13 protein-coding genes are annotated in these 19355 nt (G+C 71.8%); 5 read left to right on the top strand and 8 right to left on the bottom strand.

Annotated elements, in window-relative coordinates; translation table 11 throughout:
• Both AOK22_RS17070 and ppdK read left to right on the top strand, forming a co-directional pair.
• A partial coding sequence (locus tag AOK22_RS17070) for an ROK family protein (RefSeq protein ID WP_055699523.1) occupies positions 1–871 on the top strand: 871 nt, incomplete at its 5' end.
• 428 nt (positions 872–1299) lie between these two features.
• Complete coding sequence (gene ppdK, locus AOK22_RS17075; protein WP_055699524.1) at positions 1300–4035, top strand: pyruvate, phosphate dikinase; 2736 nt, start codon at positions 1300–1302, stop codon at positions 4033–4035.
• Positions 4036–4234: 199 nt separating this feature from the next.
• On the opposite strand, the gene AOK22_RS17080 is transcribed toward ppdK, so the two are convergent.
• The 7 genes from AOK22_RS17080 to AOK22_RS17110 form a co-directional block, all read right to left on the bottom strand.
• A complete protein-coding gene (locus tag AOK22_RS17080; RefSeq protein ID WP_055699525.1) occupies positions 4235–4789 on the bottom strand; it encodes a hypothetical protein in 555 nt (184 codons plus the stop codon).
• Positions 4790–4793: 4 nt separating this feature from the next.
• On the bottom strand, positions 4794–9308 hold the full coding sequence (locus AOK22_RS17085; RefSeq protein ID WP_341845580.1) for an RHS repeat-associated core domain-containing protein: 4515 nt from the start codon (positions 9306–9308) through the stop codon (positions 4794–4796).
• 203 nt (positions 9309–9511) lie between these two features.
• A complete protein-coding gene (locus AOK22_RS17090; RefSeq protein WP_244164836.1) occupies positions 9512–10714 on the bottom strand; it encodes an NAD(P)/FAD-dependent oxidoreductase in 1203 nt (400 codons plus the stop codon).
• 3 nt (positions 10715–10717) lie between these two features.
• Complete coding sequence (locus AOK22_RS17095) at positions 10718–10906, bottom strand: ferredoxin (RefSeq protein WP_055699535.1); 189 nt, start codon at positions 10904–10906, stop codon at positions 10718–10720.
• A gap of 43 nt (positions 10907–10949) precedes the next feature.
• Positions 10950–11816 carry a fumarylacetoacetate hydrolase family protein gene (locus AOK22_RS17100; RefSeq protein WP_055699527.1) on the bottom strand — a complete coding sequence of 289 codons (867 nt, stop codon included), beginning with the start codon at positions 11814–11816 and terminating at the stop codon, positions 10950–10952.
• Positions 11813–12808: a 3,4-dihydroxyphenylacetate 2,3-dioxygenase gene (locus AOK22_RS17105; protein ID WP_055699528.1), complete on the bottom strand. Its 996-nt coding sequence runs from the start codon at positions 12806–12808 to the stop codon at positions 11813–11815. The genes AOK22_RS17100 and AOK22_RS17105 overlap by 4 nt, the downstream gene beginning before the upstream one ends.
• A complete protein-coding gene (locus AOK22_RS17110) occupies positions 12798–14324 on the bottom strand; it encodes an aldehyde dehydrogenase (protein WP_055699529.1) in 1527 nt (508 codons plus the stop codon). Before AOK22_RS17110 ends, AOK22_RS17105 begins: the two co-directional genes overlap by 11 nt.
• A 321-nt stretch (positions 14325–14645) precedes the next feature.
• Here AOK22_RS17110 and AOK22_RS17115 point away from each other — a divergent pair, with 321 nt between their 5' ends.
• Positions 14646–16157 carry an aldehyde dehydrogenase gene (locus AOK22_RS17115; RefSeq protein ID WP_055699530.1) on the top strand — a complete coding sequence of 504 codons (1512 nt, stop codon included), beginning with the start codon at positions 14646–14648 and terminating at the stop codon, positions 16155–16157.
• Positions 16154–16996, top strand: coding sequence for a gamma-glutamyl-gamma-aminobutyrate hydrolase family protein (locus tag AOK22_RS17120; protein WP_237773543.1), 843 nt, complete (start codon positions 16154–16156; stop codon positions 16994–16996). The genes AOK22_RS17115 and AOK22_RS17120 overlap by 4 nt, the downstream gene beginning before the upstream one ends.
• A gap of 45 nt (positions 16997–17041) precedes the next feature.
• Here AOK22_RS17120 and AOK22_RS17125 read toward each other — a convergent pair whose 3' ends face one another.
• Positions 17042–17626 carry a MarR family winged helix-turn-helix transcriptional regulator gene (locus AOK22_RS17125; protein ID WP_055699532.1) on the bottom strand — a complete coding sequence of 195 codons (585 nt, stop codon included), beginning with the start codon at positions 17624–17626 and terminating at the stop codon, positions 17042–17044.
• Positions 17627–17800: 174 nt separating this feature from the next.
• Between AOK22_RS17125 and AOK22_RS17130 the strand changes: the two genes are divergently transcribed.
• Positions 17801–19318 carry an APC family permease gene (locus tag AOK22_RS17130; RefSeq protein ID WP_055699533.1) on the top strand — a complete coding sequence of 506 codons (1518 nt, stop codon included), beginning with the start codon at positions 17801–17803 and terminating at the stop codon, positions 19316–19318.
• Positions 19319–19355 lie beyond the last annotated feature (37 nt).

Consider the following 19355-nt stretch of genomic DNA (forward strand, 5'->3'; position numbering starts at 1 on the left):
CGCGCTGCTGCGCGAGAGCGGGCACCGGGCCGATTCGGTCTGCGGCATCGGGCTCGCCGTGCCGGGCCCGGTCGACAGCGAGACGGGCCGCGTCGTCCAGCCGCCGATCATGCCGGGCTGGGACGGGTACGACATAAGGGCCCGGCTGCGGCGCGCGTTCGCGGAGGAGAGCCCGACGGGGACCAGGCCCGGCACCCCCGCCGGGTCGCCCGTCCCCGCCGACCTCGTCGACAACGACGCCAACCTCATGGCGTACGGGGAACAGCGCACCCACTACCCGGACTGTTCGGCCTTCGCCCTGGTCAAGGTCTCCACCGGCATCGGCTCCGGCGTCGTCGTGGGCGGCGCGGTCTACCGGGGCATCGACGGCGGGGCGGGCGACATCGGGCACATACGGGTGCCCGACGGCGCGGGCGCCCTGTGCAAGTGCGGCTCCTACGGCTGTCTCGCCGCCGTCGCCAGCGGCCGGGCGATCGCCCGCCGCCTCACGGAGGCGGGCGTCCGCACGGAAGCGGGCGCCCCGGTGGCCTCGGGCTCGGACGTGCGGGCCCTCCTGGACGCCGGCCACCCCGAAGCCGTGGGCCTCGCGCGCGAGGCCGGGCGGCGCGTCGGCGAGGTCCTCGCGACCGTCGTGACGCTCCTGAACCCGGGCGTTCTCATGATCGCCGGAGATCTGGCCGGAACTCCCTTCCTCACGGGCGTCCGCGAGCTCCTCTATCAGCGGGCGCTGCCCCGCTCCACGGCCCACCTGGAGGTCGCCACCTCGCGGCTCGGCGAGCGCGCCGCGCTCATCGGAGCGGGAACGCTGGTGGTGGAACACCTGTATGCCCCCGAGCGGGCGGAACGGCGCCTCGCCGCGCTCGGCGTGTAGCGCCACCCGGAGCAGCCGCCGAGCGCGTCGCGAAAGTTCCCGAAGTCGGTCCGGATGCCAAGATCCGGCCCCGTCAAACGGCGTGATTCTCGCCACCCCTGATAGGCCTTGCGCTCAGATGAGCGGATCTCGGGCGACTGCACTTCTCCAAGGGGTGGCACTCAGTGCCACCGCTCGATCATTCATGAGCTGAACTCACATCTGAGATCAACACGCTCATCTGAGCAAATCCCAGGCTCTACGGGGGTTGCGACTTCAAGACTTGAAGACAAGAACGCCCCTTCGGCTACCGCTCAGTCACTTTCGATCTAGTGGCGGACGGGTGGTTACGGCCGCATGACGCACAAGTGGACGTACCCAGGCGCCTTCGATCTGGGTATGTTCCTCGCCGTCAGGGCAGCCACCGAGCTCTCGAGGAGTCGAGACCCGTGTCGGAAAACAAAGATCCCCACGTAGCTCACACGAGTGAGAGCGTGAAGTTCGTTTACGACTTCACCGAGGGCAACAAGGACCTCAAGGACCTTCTCGGCGGGAAGGGCGCGAACCTCGCCGAGATGACCAACCTCGGGCTGCCCGTCCCCCCGGGCTTCACCATCACCACCGAGGCCTGCAAGACGTACCTCGACAGCGGCGACGAGCCCGTCGAGCTGCGTGACGAGGTGAGTGCGCACCTCGACGCCCTCGAGAAGACGATGGGCAAGAAGCTCGGCCAGGCCGACGACCCGCTGCTCGTCTCCGTCCGCTCGGGCGCCAAGTTCTCGATGCCCGGCATGATGGACACCGTCCTGAACATCGGGCTCTCCGACAAGTCCGTGACGGGCCTCGCCAAGCAGTCCGGCGACGACCGCTTCGCGTGGGACTCCTACCGCCGGCTCATCCAGATGTTCGGCAAGACCGTTCTCGGCGTCGACGGCGACCTCTTCGAGGAGGCGCTGGAGAAGGCCAAGGAGGCCAAGAAGGTCACGGTCGACACGGACCTGGAGGCGGCCGAGCTCAAGAAGCTCGTCACCAAGTTCAAGAAGATCGTCAAGACCGAGGCCGGGCGGGACTTCCCGCAGGACCCGCGCGAGCAGATGGACCTCGCGATCCGTTCGGTCTTCGAGTCGTGGAACACCGACCGCGCCAAGCTCTACCGCCGCCAGGAGCGCATCCCCGGCGACCTCGGCACCGCGGTCAACATCTGCTCGATGGTCTTCGGCAACCTCGGCCCGGACTCCGGCACGGGCGTCGCGTTCACCCGCGACCCGGCCTCCGGCCACCAGGGCGTGTACGGCGACTACCTGCAGAACGCGCAGGGCGAGGACGTGGTGGCGGGCATCCGCAACACCGTCCCGCTCGCCGATCTGGAGCAGATCGACAAGAAGTCGTACGACCAGCTCATGCAGATCATGGAGACCCTTGAGACGCACTACAAGGATCTCTGTGACATCGAGTTCACCATCGAGCGCGGTCAGCTGTGGATGCTGCAGACCCGCGTCGGCAAGCGCACCGCAGGCGCCGCCTTCCGCATCGCCACGCAGCTCGTGGACCAGGGCCTGATCGACGAGGCCGAGGCGCTGCAGCGCGTCAACGGCGCCCAGCTCGCGCAGCTGATGTTCCCCCGCTTCGACGAGGGCGCGAAGGTCGAGCAGCTCGGCCGGGGCATCGCCGCGTCACCCGGTGCCGCGGTCGGCAAGGCGGTCTTCGACTCGTACACCGCCATCAAGTGGTCGCGCTCGGGCGAGAAGGTCATCCTGATCCGCCGCGAGACCAACCCCGACGACCTCGACGGCATGATCGCGGCCGAGGGCATCCTGACCTCGCGCGGCGGCAAGACCTCGCACGCCGCCGTCGTGGCGCGCGGCATGGGCAAGACCTGTGTCTGCGGGGCCGAGGACCTGGAGGTCGACACCAAGCGCCGCCGCATGACCGTGGGCGAGACCGTCGTCGAGGAGGGCGATGTCGTCTCCATCGACGGCTCGACCGGCAAGGTGTACCTGGGCGAGGTGCCCGTGGTCCCCTCCCCCGTCGTCGAGTACTTCGAGGGCCGCATGCACGCGGGCGCCGACGACGCCGACGAGCTGGTCGCCGCCGTGCACCGGATCATGGCGTACGCGGACCGGGTGCGCCGTCTCCGTGTCCGTGCCAACGCGGACAACGCCGAGGACGCCCTCCGTGCCCGCCGCTTCGGCGCGCAGGGCATCGGCCTGTGCCGCACCGAGCACATGTTCCTCGGCGAGCGCCGCGAGATGGTCGAGCGCCTGATCCTCGCCGACGCCGACGACGAGCGCGAGGACGCCCTCAAGCAGCTCCTGCCGCTGCAGAAGCAGGACTTCGTGGAGCTCTTCGAGGCGATGGACGGCCTGCCCGTCACCGTCCGGCTGCTCGACCCGCCGCTGCACGAGTTCCTGCCCGACATCACCGAGCTGTCGGTCCGCGTGGCGCTCGCGGAGTCCCGCGAGGACCACAACGAGAACGACCTGCGCCTGCTCCAGGCCGTGCACCGCCTGCACGAGCAGAACCCGATGCTGGGCCTGCGCGGCGTGCGCCTCGGCCTCGTCATCCCCGGTCTGTTCACCATGCAGGTGCGGGCCATCGCGGAGGCCGCGGCCGAGCGCAAGAACGCCAAGGGCGACCCGCGCGCGGAGATCATGATCCCGCTCGTCGGCACGGTCCAGGAGCTGGAGATCGTCCGCGAGGAGGCCGAGCAGGTCATCGCGGAGGTCGAGGCGGCGACGGGCGTCGAGCTGAAGCTCGCGCTCGGCACGATGATCGAGCTGCCGCGCGCCGCGCTCACCGCGGACCAGATCGCGGAGGCCGCCGAGTTCTTCTCCTTCGGCACGAACGACCTCACGCAGACCGTCTGGGGCTTCTCCCGGGACGACGTGGAGGCCTCGTTCTTCACGGCGTACCTGGAGAAGGGCATCTTCGGCGTCTCCCCGTTCGAGACGATCGACAAGGACGGCGTCGGCAAGCTCGTGAAGGACGCCGTCAAGGCGGGCCGCGCCACGCGCCCCGACCTCAAGCTCGGCGTCTGCGGCGAGCACGGCGGTGACCCGGAGTCCGTGCACTTCTTCCACGAGGTGGGCCTGGACTACGTCTCCTGCTCGCCGTTCCGCATCCCCGTGGCCCGCCTGGAGGCCGGCCGCGCCGCTTCCCACTCGACGGGCAGCGACCACCGGTAGGCACCAGCCCACCGGCCGAAAACCCCGGGACCGTCGCCGTGTCCCCGACCCTCAGTACCGATGCGGCGGCGGTTCCGGTTCGCGATGAGGGGGCAGCACCCTGTGCGGGGGTGCTGCCCCTTCGGCATGCCCGGACCGAGTCGGACCACCTGCCCTGACCCGGTCGGACCACATGGCCTGACCGGGCCGGACGACCGGCCTATTCCGTTCTCAGCTCGCGGCTTCCGGCCCGGTTCTTCGCGATGTTCCGTGTCTTCTTGGTGTTGGCCGACTCGGCGACCACGGCGAGTACCGCCGGCGACCTCGACCACTCGGCGAGGTAGCGCTGCATCCAGTCCGTGACCTCCGCCAACTCGGCCGGTGTCGGCACGTGACCGTCCTTGACGGACAGGTAGAAGAGCCAGTCGTGGATGCGGCGGCGGATGAACTCGCGGTTCCCCTCCGCCTTGAGCCGCTCGATCTCCGGCAGCAGTTCGTCCGACCACCGCCGGAACTCGGCAGGACCGGTCGCCTTCCCCGCGATCTCGTCCACGAGGGCGACCACCGCCGTCTTGGCCCCCATCTCGTCGGGGTCGCGCAGGATCGTGGCCACGATCGCGCGGTCCCGGTCGCGGCTCCGCGAGGAAGCGGTCGCCGAGACGACGCGTAGGTACGCGGACGTTCGGGCGTGGTCGTCCGCGAGCGCCTCGTCGACGTCCACGTCCACGATGCCGGCCTCCGCCAGCAACGCGGACACATCGGAACGCAATGTCATCGCTTCATCCCTTCCCGCAGGCCTTCTTGGCGGCATCGGCGGCCTCGCGCTGCTCCTTCGCGGCCCGCTCCTCCGCCTGGCTCCGCTTGCCGAGCTTCCTGACGGCGGTCCTGATCTGTGGCTTGAAGTGCTCCACCGCCTGTCGCTGCTTGCTCGAAAGCTCCGGCTGGTTGTGGAGGGGTTTTCCGTTCGCCCCGATTCTGACCTCGCGACCCCCGCCACCGGTGACATGGGCGTGCGCCGGCTTGTCGACGTCGTACTCGTGCACGACGATCTTCACACCGTTCTTGCTGACGTCGAGGAGGGAGAGGCCCAGCGGGTCGATCCACATGAACGGGTTGGGCACGTAGCTGTGCGGCGCGAAGCCACCGGCGAGACCGATCGGGTCCGAGGTGAGGTAGCGGGCGGTCTCGGGGTCGTAGTGCCGGAAGTAGTTGTAGTGCAGCCCCGTCTCGGGGTCGTAGTACTGGCCGGGGAAACGCAGTGGCGTGTACGCGGTGGCGCCTCGGTTCCAGACCGTGGTGCCCCAGAGGGTGGTCCTGGTGCGCCAGGCGATGTCGCCCTGTTCGTCGAGGAGTTCGGTCGGGGTGCCGACGAGATCGGTGACGATGGCGTAGAAGCGGGCGTCCACTTCGTCGTCGGTGAGGTGTTTGCGCTCTGTCTGGGCCAGGGGGCACAGTCCGTCATGATCCCATGTGAGGGTCACCGATTCCGGTGCGCCCGGGGTGTGGCTCGTCTGTTCGCAGAGGGTCATGTCGTCCCAGGTGAAGTCGACCTGTTCCGCCACCCCCTGTTCCGTCATGCGCTGTTTGGCGATGCGGCGGCCCAGGGGGTCGTAGAGGTAGCGCCACCGTGTGCCGTCGGGGGTCGTCACGGAGGTGAGGCGGTCCTCCGCGTCCCATGCGTAGTGCCAGGTATCGGGTTTGCGGGACAGGCGGGTCTTCTGGCGCAGGGTGGTGCGGCCCGCGGTGTCGTACTCGTAACGGACGTTGCCTGCCACGGTGATACGGGTGCCGGTGTACGCGCGGGGGCCCGTTGCCTCTTGGCCCGGCATGGGCGCCGGCCAGGAGGCGTTGGTCTGATTGCCCGCCGCGTCGTAGGCGTAGGTCTCCGTCCAGCCCGCCGCGTGGACCGCGGTGACGCGGCCCGCCGCGTCCAGGTCGAAGCGGCGCGCGCCGTTGAGCTGGTCCTCCATGCCGGTCAGATGGTCGTCCGCACGGTACGTGTACGCACGGTGCTGGATGCGCGTGCGGGCCGGGCCCATCAGTTCCTGTTGCGACAGGCGGCCCGCGACGTCGTACACGTTCGTCAGCGTCAGGGCCTCGCCGACCGTGCGGGTGAGTTCCCGGCCCGCCCCGTCGTGCGTGAACGCCAGCCTTCGCCCGGAGGCGGTCAGTTCGGTGCGGCGGCCTGCCGCGTCGTACGTCCAGGTGCTCGTCGCGCCGGACGGCGTGGTGCGGCCGGTGCGGCGGCCCAGCGCGTCGTAGGTGTGGGTCAGGGTGCGGCCGTTGACCGTTTCCGCGAGCAGGCGGCCCGCCCCGTCCCGCTCCAGGGTCAGGGTCACGTCCGGGCTCACCGCCTCGGTGAGGGCGCCTGTCGCGTCGTAGGCGTAGCGCGTGATCACGGCGCCCGCCACGTTCTGCGTGACCGTCCGGCCCAGCTCGTCCCGTTCGAAGGTGATCTCGTCGCCCGCGGCCGTCGTACGGGTCGTCAACTGGCCCGCCGCGTCATAGGCGTACGTCAGTGAGCGGTCGTCGAAGTCCGACTCGGCCACCAGGCGGCCCGCCGCGTCGTACTCGTAACTCCACTTCAGGCCCTGCGGGTTGGTGACCCGGCGGAGCCGGAGCTGGACGTCGTGGGCGAACTCGTAGCGTGCGCCGTCGGGGTCCGTGCGGGCCGCGATGAGGTCGAAGTGCGTGTACTCGTGTGTCGTGGTCGCGCCCATCGCGTCCGTGTGCGAGACGCAGTTGCCCTCGGCGTCGTACGTCCACGACTCCGACGAACCGTCCGCCTCCGTGCGCCGTGCCGGCTTGCCCTCCACCGTCCACTCGAACCGCGTGGTCGCGCCCGTCGGGTCCGTGATCGTGTGCACGCGGCCGAAGGGGTCGAGGCCGTAGCGGGTCACCGCGCCCAGCGGGTCCGTGACGTCCAGCGGCAGGCCCGCCGCGTTGCAGCGCAGCTCGGTGGTGTGGCCGAGGGGGTCCGTGACGGTGGCCACGGCTCCGGTGGCGTCGTGGGTGAAGTGGTGTGTCATGCCGTCGCGGCCGGTCACGCTGGTGCAGTTGCCCCGCTCGTCCCAGGTCTGGCGCTGGACGACGCCGTCCGGGCCGACGATCTCGACCGGCAGGTCGAGGTCGTTGTACACCGCGCCGGCGCGCGTGCCGTCCGGAGAACGTACCGCGGTCAGATTGCCGTGCTCGTCCCAGGTGTTCTCGGTGCGGCGACCCAGCGCGTCGGTGCGGGCGAGCAAGTTGTTCCAGCTGTCCCACTCGCTGTGGACGGTGCCGCCCAGGGGGTCCGTCTCGGACAGGAGCTGGCTGAGGTCGTTGTAGCGGTAGACGGTGGTTTGGCCGAGGGCGTCGGTGTAGCGGGTCTCCTGCTCATCGGGGCGGTACTCGATGGTGCATGCCAGGTGGCCGCCGGTGCTCTCGCCGCGGACGCAGCGGTCCTCGTCGTCGTAGGTGAAGCGGTACCAGGTGTCGTTGCTGTCGGTCCAGGACGTGATGCGGGCTTCGTCGTCGTAGTCGAGCCACAGCCTCGGACCGGCCGAGCCGTGGATCTCGGCCAGGTTGCCGACCTCGTCGTAGCCGTACGCGGCCACCAGTGTGCCGCCGGGGGCGTCCTCGGTGCCGGGGGCGCCGGTGCCTGTGCCGGGGGTGAGCAGACGCAGCGCGGTGACGCGGTGGTCGTCGGTGTCCACCTTCAGGTGATAGCCGCCGGTGTGGCGTATCGCCGTGGGTGCGCCGGTGGGGTCGTGGTCGATGTCGATGCGGTTGCCGTTGCGGTCGGTGATGGCGCGCAGGGGCAGGGTTGCGTGTCGCTCTCCGGCAGAGGGGTTGTCCGCCGTGTCCGCCGCATCCCCCTTCTCCGCTGCGTCGGGTATGACCGGGAGGAAGTGGCGGACGTGGCCGGTCTGCGGGTCGGTGGCCGTGACCGTGCCCGCGTCGTCGACGCTCAGCGGCCAGCGGGGGCCGTGGGCGGGGAGCACGGGTACACCGCCGGGTTCGGGGTGGGGGTAGCAGAGCAGCCGGCCGTCCTCGGTGACGTAGATCAGACCCTCGTCGTCGATCTCGACCCGCTCGTCCAGCGTGGAGGCCCATGAGTCGCCGTACCAGTGGCCCCAGCGGTACGTGGACAGGTGCGTGCGCTGGAGGACGAGCGGGAGCAGCCCCGGCAGCTCGACGTCCACCTTCTCCATGAGCATCTCGCCGGAGATCATGTCGATGGGGTCGCCGTTCTTGCAGCGGCCCTTGGCCGACTTGCCCTTGCCCGCCACCTTCTTCATGCCGCCCGAGAGGGCCTTGCGCAGTCCCCCGGAGCGCAGTCCTCGGCCGGCGGCCTTCATGCCCTTGGCGAGTTTGGCGGCGGTGGTGAGGCCCTTGGCGCCGGGGATGCAGTCCATGGCGGCGAAGGCCACGTCCATGAGCGTGGCCTGGCCTTTCGCGTATTTGCTCAAAGTGTCGGCCAGCACGATCGCGCCCGCGACGATGACGATGGCGGCGAGGATCGGCCCGCCCACGATCATCGCGATGACGCCCACGACGGCGACGACGACCTTGCAGACGGCGACGATGGTGTCCCAGTTGTCGGACACCCAGTCGCCGATCTCCTCCCACCACTTACGGTTCTGGATACCGGCGTCGGAGGCCTCGTCGATCTTCCGCTTGGCGGTGCCCGCCGCGTCCTCACGGATCTTGCGGGCGTCCGCGGCCATCTTCTTCGCCGCTTCGAGGGCACTCTGCGCGGAGTCCACATCACCCTGCGCGGACTTCTGGGCCTTCTCCGCGGAGGCCGCGTTGCGGGTGGCGGCCTTGACCTTGTCCGGGTCGGGCTGGGGCACGTCCTTGCCCTTGGAGCCGCCGTCGTCCTTGTACTTGTCGGCTTCCTTGCCCGCCCTCTCCACCCAGGAATCCGCCGAGGAAAGCCGCGACTTGGCCGACGACAGATCCGCCTGGGCCTCACGACCCTTCACCAGGGCCTTGTCGGCCATGGTCTGCGCACGCTCCAGTTCCGGCCAGTACCCCGACAGCGCGTCGCCCGCCATCTCATAGCTCTTCTTGAGCTTCTTCAGCTTGCTCGGCGCGTCCTCGAACTTCTCCGTGAAGGCCTCCGCGGTCTGCCCGGCCCACTGCAAGATGGCGTCCTCGCCCGCCATCCCCTTGATGTCCCGCAGGACTTTCCCCACGTCATCGGCGAAGTCATGCAGACTCCCGGCGAGCTTCCGCACCCGCTGCGGATCACCCGGCGTCGGGTCCTTCTCCAGGTCAAGTACATGCCAATCCTGAGGTCGGTACGACACCGAAACGTTCCCCCGTCAAGTTGTCCACTTACGTCCCGAGACGCACCAGAAGCAGCTCTGGCGGTGCCCGTCCTGCACGAAGGATAGCCATAGCATTCAAGCCACTTGATCTTGATCACGGAAGTGCGGCGCCCGGCGAGGCGTGCGGCATCGGCAAGCGGCCGGCGGATCTCTTCTGACCCACGGCCCTGGTCAGTGCCGGGTCACACCGCCGGTTCGGGCAGGGACAGGAGTTCCGTCCTGTGGCGGGCCGCGGCCGCCGCGGCTGCCGGGCCGCCCAGTGCGGCCACGCCGATCAGGCGGTCACCCTGGTAGTAGCCGTAGAGCAGGTCGCCGTCCGCGGAGGCCGGGTCGCCTTCGAGGAGGCGGGTGCGGTCGGCGAGGGCGGGCTGGCCGAAGGACTGCAGGCGCAGCGCGAACTGGTCGCTCCAGAAGGACGGCAGCGGCGCGAACGGGGCGGGCTCGGGGCCCTCGGCGCCGTTCAGCCCCGCGACCAGGGTGCGGGCCGCGTGGCGGGCGCTGTCGCCGGGGATGGACCAGTGCTCGACGCGGCGGGGCAGCGGGCCGTAGCGCGGGTTCGGGAAGCGTGCCACGTCGCCGACGGCGACCGCGTGCGCCAGGCCGCCGATGCGCAGCTGTGCGTCGCACAGGATGCCGTCGCCGAGGTCGAGTCCCTCGGTGGCGGCCAGCCATTCGGTGTTGGGCAGGGAGCCGACCGCCTCGACGACCACGTCGGCGGCCACCTCGGTCCCGTCGTCGAGCACCGCGTGCGTGGCGGTCAGATCAGCGACCAGACGGCCCATCAGGAAACGTACCCCTTGGGCCTCGTGGCGTCGGCGCAGCGCCCGTGCCAGGTCGTCGCCGACCGCCAGGGCCATCGGCTCGGCCTCCGGCGCGACGACCGTCACCGCGCAGCCCGCCGTCCGCGCGGTGGCGGCCACCTCGCAGCCGATGAAGCCCGAGCCGATGACGAGCACCCGGGCCCCCTCGACCAGCCGGACGCGCAGCGCCGCCGAGTCCTCCAGGGTGCGTACGACGTGCCGGCGCGGGCCACCGGCAAAGGGGAGCCTGCGTGGCCGCACCCCCGTCGCGGCCACCAGACCCTCGTACGCGTGGACGGCACCGTCGGCCAGCGTGAGCGTGCGCGCGGCCAGGTCGGCGGCGGCGACCGCCGTGCCCAGGTGCCATTGGACATCGTCGACGCTGGCCCTGCGGCGCAGCTCGGTGCCCTCGGCCGGGGCGTCTCCCGCGAGGACCTCCTTGGACAACGGAGGCCTGTTGTAAGGGAGATGGGGCTCGTCACCGAAGACGGTGATCGCCCCCCGCCACCCCGCGGCCCGCAGCTGTTCCGCCGCGCGCAGCCCGCCGAGCGAGGCGCCGACGACGGCGATGCCCGCTGCCGTCACGCGTCAGCCCTCGACCCGGATGGCCTGGAGGGGGCAGACGTCGGCGGCGTCCTCGGCGTCGTCGCGCAGCGCGTCGTCGGGCGCGTCGACGTAGGCGAGGTGCCCCTCCTCGTCGAGCCGGAAGATGTCCGGCGCGGCGAAGACGCACTGCCCGTGGTCCTGGCAGACGTCCAGGTCGACGATCACTCTCAGCATCTCAACTCCCTTCTCCCTTGCGGGGCTTCAGGCATGGGGCTCAGCTGCGGTGCTCACGGCGCGGCGGGCGGATGCCGCGGAACTCCCAGTCGCCGCCGAGCGCCGTGGAGAGGACCTCCTCGGACTCGGTGGGCTGGGCTCCGACGTCCGTGCGGACGGCCGTCGGCCCGGTGACGATGTGGTTGGTGAGCCGGCCGAGGCCCTCGGCCTCGACCTCGACGACGTCGCCCGGCCGGACCGGACGCGACCCCGCGGGCGTCCCGGAGAGCAGGACGTCGCCGGGTTCCAGGGTGATCGTGCGGGCGATGTCGGCGACGAGGTAGTGCATGTCCCAGCGCATCTCGTCGGTCGAACCGTCCTGTACCAGGCGGCCGTTGACGTAGGTGCGCAGGTACTTGCCGTGGAAGTCCCAGCCGGTGACCAGGCCGGGGCCGAGCGGGCAGAGCGTGTCGGAGCCCTTGACGCGGAGCATGGAACCGGCGTCGGTGTCGCGGAAGTCGTGCAGCCCGAAGTCGTTGGCGACGGTGAAGCCCGCGATGTACGCGCCGGCGTCCGCGGGCGCGACGTTGCGGCAGGTGCGGCCGATGACGATGCCGATCTCGCCTTCGTAGTTGAGGTACTTGCAGCCCTCGGGCCGCACGACCGCGCCGCCGTGGGCGTTGAGCGCGGAGACCGGCTTGTGGAAGTAGGTGGGCGCGGGCGGCAGCGAGACGCCGAACTCCTCCACCCTGCTGCGGTGGTTGAGGTGGACGGCGACGACCTTGGAGGGCCGCACGGGCGGCAGGTGGTGCGCCTCGGCCGCCTTGACGCTGCGGCCGTCGGCGGCGATCAGCTCGTCGCCCTCGCGCACGACCTGGACGGCGGCACCGTCCAGGAGGACGCGGCGGTACTCGGTGGTCGCGGTCATGCGACGGCCTCACTCGGGTCGGAGGTGCCGGTGGCGGGAGTTCCGGTGCCGGAGGTACCGGTCCAGCCGTCGGCCGGGCGGTCGAACCACAGGTGGATCTGGCCGGTGCCGACGGAGTTCTCGTACGCGCTGTAGGCACGCCCCGCGGCGGTGCAGCGCTCCTCGCCGAGGGCCCCGATCATCATCAGGTAGTGGCCGAAGCGGGCCTCCGGCCTGTGGGTGAGGAACTCCGGCATGGTGGCGAGGACCTGGGCGTGGTCGCCGCGCTCGAACCACTCGATGCGCCGCTCGTCGGCGGCCCGCGCCTCGGGGGTGCGGATGTGGGAGGGGTCGCTGGACTCGTGGGCGCGCAGTTCGCGCAGCGGCCAGAAGGTGTGGGACAGGGCGCCGGAGGCGATGAGGAGGACCTTGCGGCCCGGCAGTGCGGCGACCCCGTCGGCGAGCGCGCGGCCGAGCCGCAGATGGTCCTCCGCGTCGCCGGTCTGACAGACCCCGATCGAGATCCACTTCTTGTCGGGGAGGCCTTGGCCCAGGTACGTCCACAGATTGATCGTGGCGTAGTACACGGGCAGGAAGGGATCGTCGATCGGGGTGATCCAGGTGCCGTGCGCGTCCGCGAACCGGGCGATGGAGTGGGCGAGTTCGGGGTCGCCCGGGTAGTCGTAGGGCATGCGGCACATCCCGCGCGGCAGCTCCTCGGAGGTGAAGAGGCCGGCGCGGCGGGGCTGGGCGGAGACGACGAACTCGACGGTGGTCGCCCAGTGCGAGTCGAGGACGACGACCGTGTCGTAGTCGAGCGTCTCGAAGACGTCGGTACGCAGCCTGCGCAGGCCGGGGACGAGGCTGATCTCGCGGCCTTCGTTGAGCTCTTTGCGGACCGCCTCGGGCAGCACGATGGTGGGCACGTGGGCGAGGAGCCCGGCGCCGACGATCTCGCCCGGGGCCTCGCGCCGGGTCCCGCCCGCGTCCCCCCGCCGGGTGTCACTCGTCACGGGCCCACCCCTTCGGCGCGGTCACGGTGTTCTTCAGGTCGCAGTAGAAGTCGAAGGACCAGTCGCCGCCCTCGCGTCCCACACCGGACTGACGGGAGCCGCCGAAGGGTGCGGAGAGGTCGCGTACGAAGAAGCAGTTGACCCAGACCGTGCCCGCGACGAGCCGCTCGGTGATCCGCCGGGCGCGCTCGCGGTCGCCCGCGGCGAGGGTGGCGGCGAGGCCGAAGCGGGTGCCGTTGGCGAGGCGCACGGCTTCGTCGTCGTCGCCGTCGGGGAAGGTCTGGAGGGTGAGGACGGGTCCGAAGACCTCCTCCTGGACGATCTCGGAGTCCTGGTCGACGTCGGTGAGGAGGGTGGGCAGGTAGTAGGTGCCGCCGAGAGCGCTGTCGAGGGCGTCGTTGCGGCCGCCGCCGATGACGGCCTTGGCGCCCGCTTCGAGGGCGCGGCGCACGAACCCGTCGACGCGCTCGACATGGCGGGGGTGGATGGTGGGGCCGAGGTCGGTGGCCTCCTCGCGCGGATCTCCCTGGGTCAACTTCGTGACCCGGTCAAGAAAGTGACCGAGGAAGGCGTCGCGTACGGACTCCTCCACGAGGATGCGGGTGGCGGCGAGACAGACCTGGCCCGCGTTGTCGTACTGCTCCACGGCGAGGTCGGCCGCCAGTTCCAGGTCGGCGTCGGCGAGGACGAGCAGCGGGGACTTGCCGCCGAGCTCGAAGCTGCACGGCACCAGGTGCGCGGCGGCGGCCCCGGCGATCCGGCGCGCGGTGGGCACCGAGCCGGTGAAGCTGATGCGCCGCACGCCGGGATCGGCGGTCAGCGGCGCGCCGGCCTCGTCGCCGTACCCCTGCACCACGTTGAAGACCCCGGGCGGCAGCCCCGCCTCGTGCGCGATGTCCGCGAAGAGCGAGGCGGTCAGCGGGGTCCACTCGGCGGGCTTGAGGACGACGGTGCAGCCCGCCGCGAGGGCCGGCGCGATCTTCCAGGTGGCGAGCATCAGCGGCGCGTTCCACGGCGTGATCAGGACGGCGGGGCCCGCCGGGTCCCAGCTGACGTGGTTGGTGTGCCCGCGCGTGTCGAAGTCGGGGTGGCCGAGGGCGAGGAGGCGGTCGGCGAAGTAGCGGAGGTTGTGGGCGACGCGGGGCATGACACCGCGGCGGTGGGAGCGCAGCAGGGCGCCGTTGTCGGTGGTCTCGACGATCGCGAGGTCCTCGGAGCGGGCCTCGACGCCGTCGGCGACGGCGTGCAGCAGCCGGGCGCGCCCGGCGGGCGGAGTGGCGGCCCAGCCCGGGAAGGCGGCGCGGGCGGCGGCGACGGCGGCCCGCGCCTCGGCGGCGCCGCCGCGGGCGATCTCGGCGAGGGGCGTTCCGTCGATGGGCGAGCGGTCGGTGAACGAGATCGGCGAGGCGAGGCGGGTGCCGCCGATCCAGTGCCGGGTGTCGACGGGCACGCCGGCGACGGTCGCCGTGTGCGGGGGCTGCGCGGGCTCGGGTGCGGGGGGTGCGGGGGGTGCCATCGCGACCTCCAGTTCGTTTGAACCCAAACAACATTATGGACGGAGGGGTGGCGGGGTCAACCCCTCGACGCGTCAGGCCTGTTCGCGGCAGACCTGTTCGCAGGATCAGCCCTTCGCGGCGGCAGGCCGGCTCGCGAGGGCCGGCCCCTCGTGACGGCAGCCCCGTTCGCGGGACCGCCCCCTCGCGGCGGCAGACCCGCCCACCGGGCCACCCCCTCACGACGGCAGACCTGTCCACAGGGCCGACCCCTCGTGGCCGCAGGCCCGTTCGGCTACCGTTTGGATACCGTTTGGACTCAAACAAAACTCAGGGAGGCACCGATGCCCGACGACGCCCTGACCACCTCCGGCCACCAGGACTGGCTCCGCCGGGCGGATGAACTCGTCCCCCGGCTGCCCACCCGGCACCGCGTCGCGGGCGCCGACGCGGACGGTTCGGGCGACGCGTTCCCCGTCGTCGCGCCGCGCGACGGCCGTACGCTCGCGCTGGTCGCGGACGCCGGCGAGAAGGAGGTGGGCCTGGCGGTCACCGCCGCCCGCCGCGCCTTCGACACCGGCCCCTGGCCCCGCCTCTCTCCCGCCGACCGGGGCCGCACCCTCCTGCGGATCGCCGCTCTCGTCGAAGAGCACCGCTCCGAACTCGCCCTCGCCGTCACCCTGGAGAACGGCAAGCCGATCACGGAGTCGTACGGCATCGAGCTGCGCGCCCTGGCGAACACCTTCCGCTGGTACGGCCAGCTCGCCGACAAGCTCACCGACGAGTCCCCGCACACCTCCCCCGACGCGCTCGCCCTCGTCACCCGCGAACCGTCCGGCGTGGTGGGCGCGGTCGTCCCGTGGAACTTCCCGCTCACCCTGGCGGCCTGGAAGGTGGCCCCCGCGCTCGCCGCGGGCTGCACGGTCGTCCTCAAGCCGTCCGAACTCACCCCGCTCTCCGCCCTGTTGCTCGCCCGGCTGGCCGACGAGGCGGAGCTGCCGCCCGGTGTGCTCAACGTCGTCGCGGGCGACGGCCCGACCGCCGGGCGCGCGCTCGGCCGCCACCCGGACGTGGACGTCCTCGCCTTCACCGGCTCCACGGCCGTCGGCCGGCACTTCCTGCGGTACGCCGCCGACTCCAACCTCAAGCGGGTCTGGCTCGAACTCGGCGGCAAGTCGCCGAACATCGTGCTGCCCGACGCCCCCGACCTCGCGGCCGCCGCGGCCACCGCCGCGTGGGGCGTCTTCTTCAACCAGGGCGAGATGTGCACGGCGCCGTCGCGGCTCCTCGTGCACGCCTCCGTCGCCGAGGAGGTCACGGCGGCGGTCGTCGAGCGGGCGCGCACGCTGCGGGTGGGCGATCCGCTGGACCCCGCCTCCGAGATGGGGGCGCTGGCGGGCGCGGCGCGGGTGACGGCCGTGCGGGAGCACGTGCGCGGGGGCCAGGAGTCCGGCGCGCGGCTGCGGATCGGGGGCTCGCCGCGCGACGTCGTGCCCGGCGGCGCCTACTTCGACCCCACCGTCTTCGACCGGGTCGACCCGGCCTCGGCGCTGGCCCGCGAGGAGATCTTCGGCCCGGTGCTCGCCGTCCTCGCCTTCGACACCCTGGACGAGGCGGTCGCGCTCGCCAACGCCACCGAGTACGGGCTCGCGGCGGGCCTGTGGACCGCCGACCTGTCGACCGCGCACACGGTCGCGCGGCGGCTGCGGGCGGGCACGGTGTGGGTCAACTGCTACGAGGAGGGCGACCTCACGGTGCCCTTCGGCGGCTACAAACAATCCGGGCACGGGCGGGACAAGTCGGCGCACGCGCTGGAGAAGTACACGGAGCTGAAGACGACGTGGATCCAGCTGTGACGACGGCCTCCGACGGGATGACGGCACCCGGCGCGCCCCACCCGGTGACGGCACCCGGCGTTCCCCACCCAGTGACGGCACCCGGGGTCCGGGCGCGCACCCCGGGCTCCCCGGGCGTCCCGCGCCCCCTGATCGCCCTCCCCCAGCGATACGCCGCCAGGACCTCCGCCCTGCGCTACGCGGCCGTGGTCACCGCGCGCGCCCTCGCGGACGCCGTGTTCCGCGCGGGCGGCGAGCCGTTCATGATGCACCCCGGCCCGCCGGAGGAGGCCGCCGACCGGCTGGCGCGCTGCGCCGGGCTGCTGCTGCCCGGCGGCGGGGACCTCGCGCCGTGGCGGTACGCGGACGGCGCGGACGTGCACCGGTCCGTGTACGACGTCGACGACGCGCAGGACGACTTCGACCTGGCGCTCGCGCGGTGCGCGCTGGACGCCGGCCTGCCGACCCTGGCGGTCTGCCGGGGGCTCCAGGTGGTGAACGTCGCGCTGGGCGGCACGCTGCGGCAGGACATGGGCGGCCCCGACGGCGAGCACCGCCACAAGGTGCACCCGGTGCGGGTGGCGGAGGGCTCGACGGTGGCCCGTGCGATGGGTGCCGCCACGGGGGTGGCATCGGCGTCCTGTTACCACCACCAGTGCGTGGACGGTCTCGGCCAGGGGCTCGTCCCCACCGCGTGGGCGGCCGACGGAACGGTCGAGGCGCTCGAACTCCCCTCCGCCGCCGGGTGGTTCGCGGCGGTGCAGTGGCATCCAGAGGACACGGCGGCCGTGGACGGGGCCCAGCACGGACTGTTCCTGGACCTGGTGCGGGCGGCGGAGCGGCCGGCCGGACGCGTGTGATCCACGGACCGGCGGGGGGGGCGCACAGCTCCCCGCGGCGGCCCCCTACGCCGCGCCGTCCGTCTTCGCCCGGCGGCCGCTGCGGCGGGGGCGGGGTTCGGCGCCGGCCAGGAGCTGGAGGCGGCGGTCGTCGCCCTTCTCCTCGGTCTGGAGCACGATCTTGCGGAGCAGGTCCGCGAGGGTCCGGCACTCCTCGTCCGTGAGGCCCTCGGCGACGAAGGCCTCCTCCGCGTTGAAGGCGGGGAAGACCTCGCCCATGAGGCGTTCGCCCTCGGCGGTGAGGCTGAGGAGGGCGAGGCGGCCGTCGTCGGGGTGGCCGCGGCGTTCGAGGAGGCCGCGCCCCGCGAGCGTACGGGCGACTCCCGTGAGCGTGCCCTTGGAGATGCCGGCCTCCTCGGCGACGTACCGCGTCTCCATCTCGCCCCAGATCCAGACGACGTAGAGCACGACGAAGGACGTCCACGTCAGGTCCGCCGCGCGCAGCACGGAGTTCTCGAAGTGCTGCCGCACGGCGGCCGCCGCGCGGTAGATGTTCGATACGGCGGCCATCTGCTCGTACGCGACGGGGGTGCCGCCGAGCTTGGCCCGGACCGCCTTCTCGGTCTCGCGGATGGTGCGATGGCCCGTCACGTCCGTGTCTCCCTGTTGCCGTGGTGCGGGTGGTGCGCGTGGCCGCCCCAGTCTTTCAACACCCCTTGCCGGAGTGCACGCGTCTCCGTACCATCGGCGCCACTCGAATTTCGTACGGGCTCAAACGATATCGCGTTTCCGCCAGCAGCGCCCTCCCCTCCCCGGAGTCCCGGTATGGCCATCGACCACCATGGATCAGCCTCGCCCGCGCCGCCCCTGTCCTCCCGTACCGCTCCCGAACGCCGCATCGGCGTCCCCGGGATCGTCTTCTTCGTCGTCGCCGCGTCCGCTCCCCTCACCGTGGCGGCGGGCGGCGTCCCGCAGTCGCTCGGCGTCTCGGGCGTGCTCGGCATCCCCCTCCTCTACCTCCTGACGGCCGCCGTCCTCGCCCTCTTCAGCGCCGGGTACGCGGCCATGAGCCGGCACATCACCGGCGCCGGGGCGTTCTACGCGTACGCGGCACAGGGCCTCGGCCGCACCTCGGGCGTGGGCGCCGCCTTCGTCGCGCTGCTCGCGTACAACGCCATGCAGGTCGGCATCGCGGGGCTGTTCGGCGCCACCACCGCGGAGTTCATCGACGCGAAGACCGGTGTCGCCGTCCCCTGGTGGGTGCTCGTGCTCGTCTGCACCGCCGTCGTCGGAGCGCTCGGCTACCGGCGCGTCGACCTCGGGGTGAAGGTCCTCGCCGTGCTCCTGGTCCTGGAGTTCGGCACCGTACTGCTCTTCGACATAGGGCAGTTCAGCCACACCTCACAGGGCGTGTCCACCAAGCCGCTCACCTGGGCCGCCGCCACGGACGGCTCGCTGGGCGTCGCGCTGTGCTGCGTCTTCGCCGCGTACATGGGGTTCGAGTCGGCGGCGCTGTACAGCGAGGAGTGCCGCGATCCGCGCCGCACGGTGGCGCGCGCGACGTACATCGCCGTCGGGCTCATCGGCGTCTTCTACGCGGCCACGGCCTGGGCGATGATCACCGGGGCGGGCACGGAGCGGGCCACGCGGGTGGCCGCCGAACAGGGGCCGCAGATGATGTTCCTGCTGAGCGACTCCACCCTCGGCACGGCCTTCTCGGACTTCGCCCAGCTGTTCCTGATCACCAGCCTGCTGGCCGCGCTGCTGTCCTTCCACAACGCGGTGGCGCGGTACGTGCGTTCGCTGGGCCGGGAGGGCGTGCTGCCGCGCACCCTGGGGGTCCTGCACCCCCGGCACGGCTCACCGCACCGGGGCTCGCTCCTCCAGACAGCGGTCACCGTCTGCGTCATAGGCGTGTTCGCGCTCGCCGGGCGGGACCCGGTCATGGACGTCTTCACCTGGCTGACGAACCTCGGGGCGCTGGGCGTGATCCTGCTCCTGCTCACCACGTCGGCGTCGGTGATCGGCTACTTCTGGCGCCGCCGCAAGCCGCCGCCCGAGCCCTTCTGGAACCGTCTGGCGGCCCCTGCCCTGTCCGGCGTGGCGCTGGCCGTCATCTTCTGGCTGGCGCTGACCAACTTCAGCGTGCAGCTGGGGGTTTCGTCCGGGAATCCGCTGCGCTGGATCCTGCCGGGACTGATCGTGGGGGCGGCGGTGGCGGGGCTGGTCTGGGGCGAATGGCTGCGGCGGGCGCGTCCGGAGACGTACGCGGGGATAGGCGGACGCCCCGAGGACGCGCCGTCGAAGACGCCGGGTACGCGGGGCGCGCCCCCGGACGCGTAGCCGCCCCGCCCCTCCTAGCTGGCTCTTATAAACATCT

This window comes from Streptomyces silaceus, assembly GCF_001419745.1.
Taxonomy (GTDB): Bacteria; Actinomycetota; Actinomycetes; order Streptomycetales; family Streptomycetaceae; genus Streptomyces; species Streptomyces silaceus.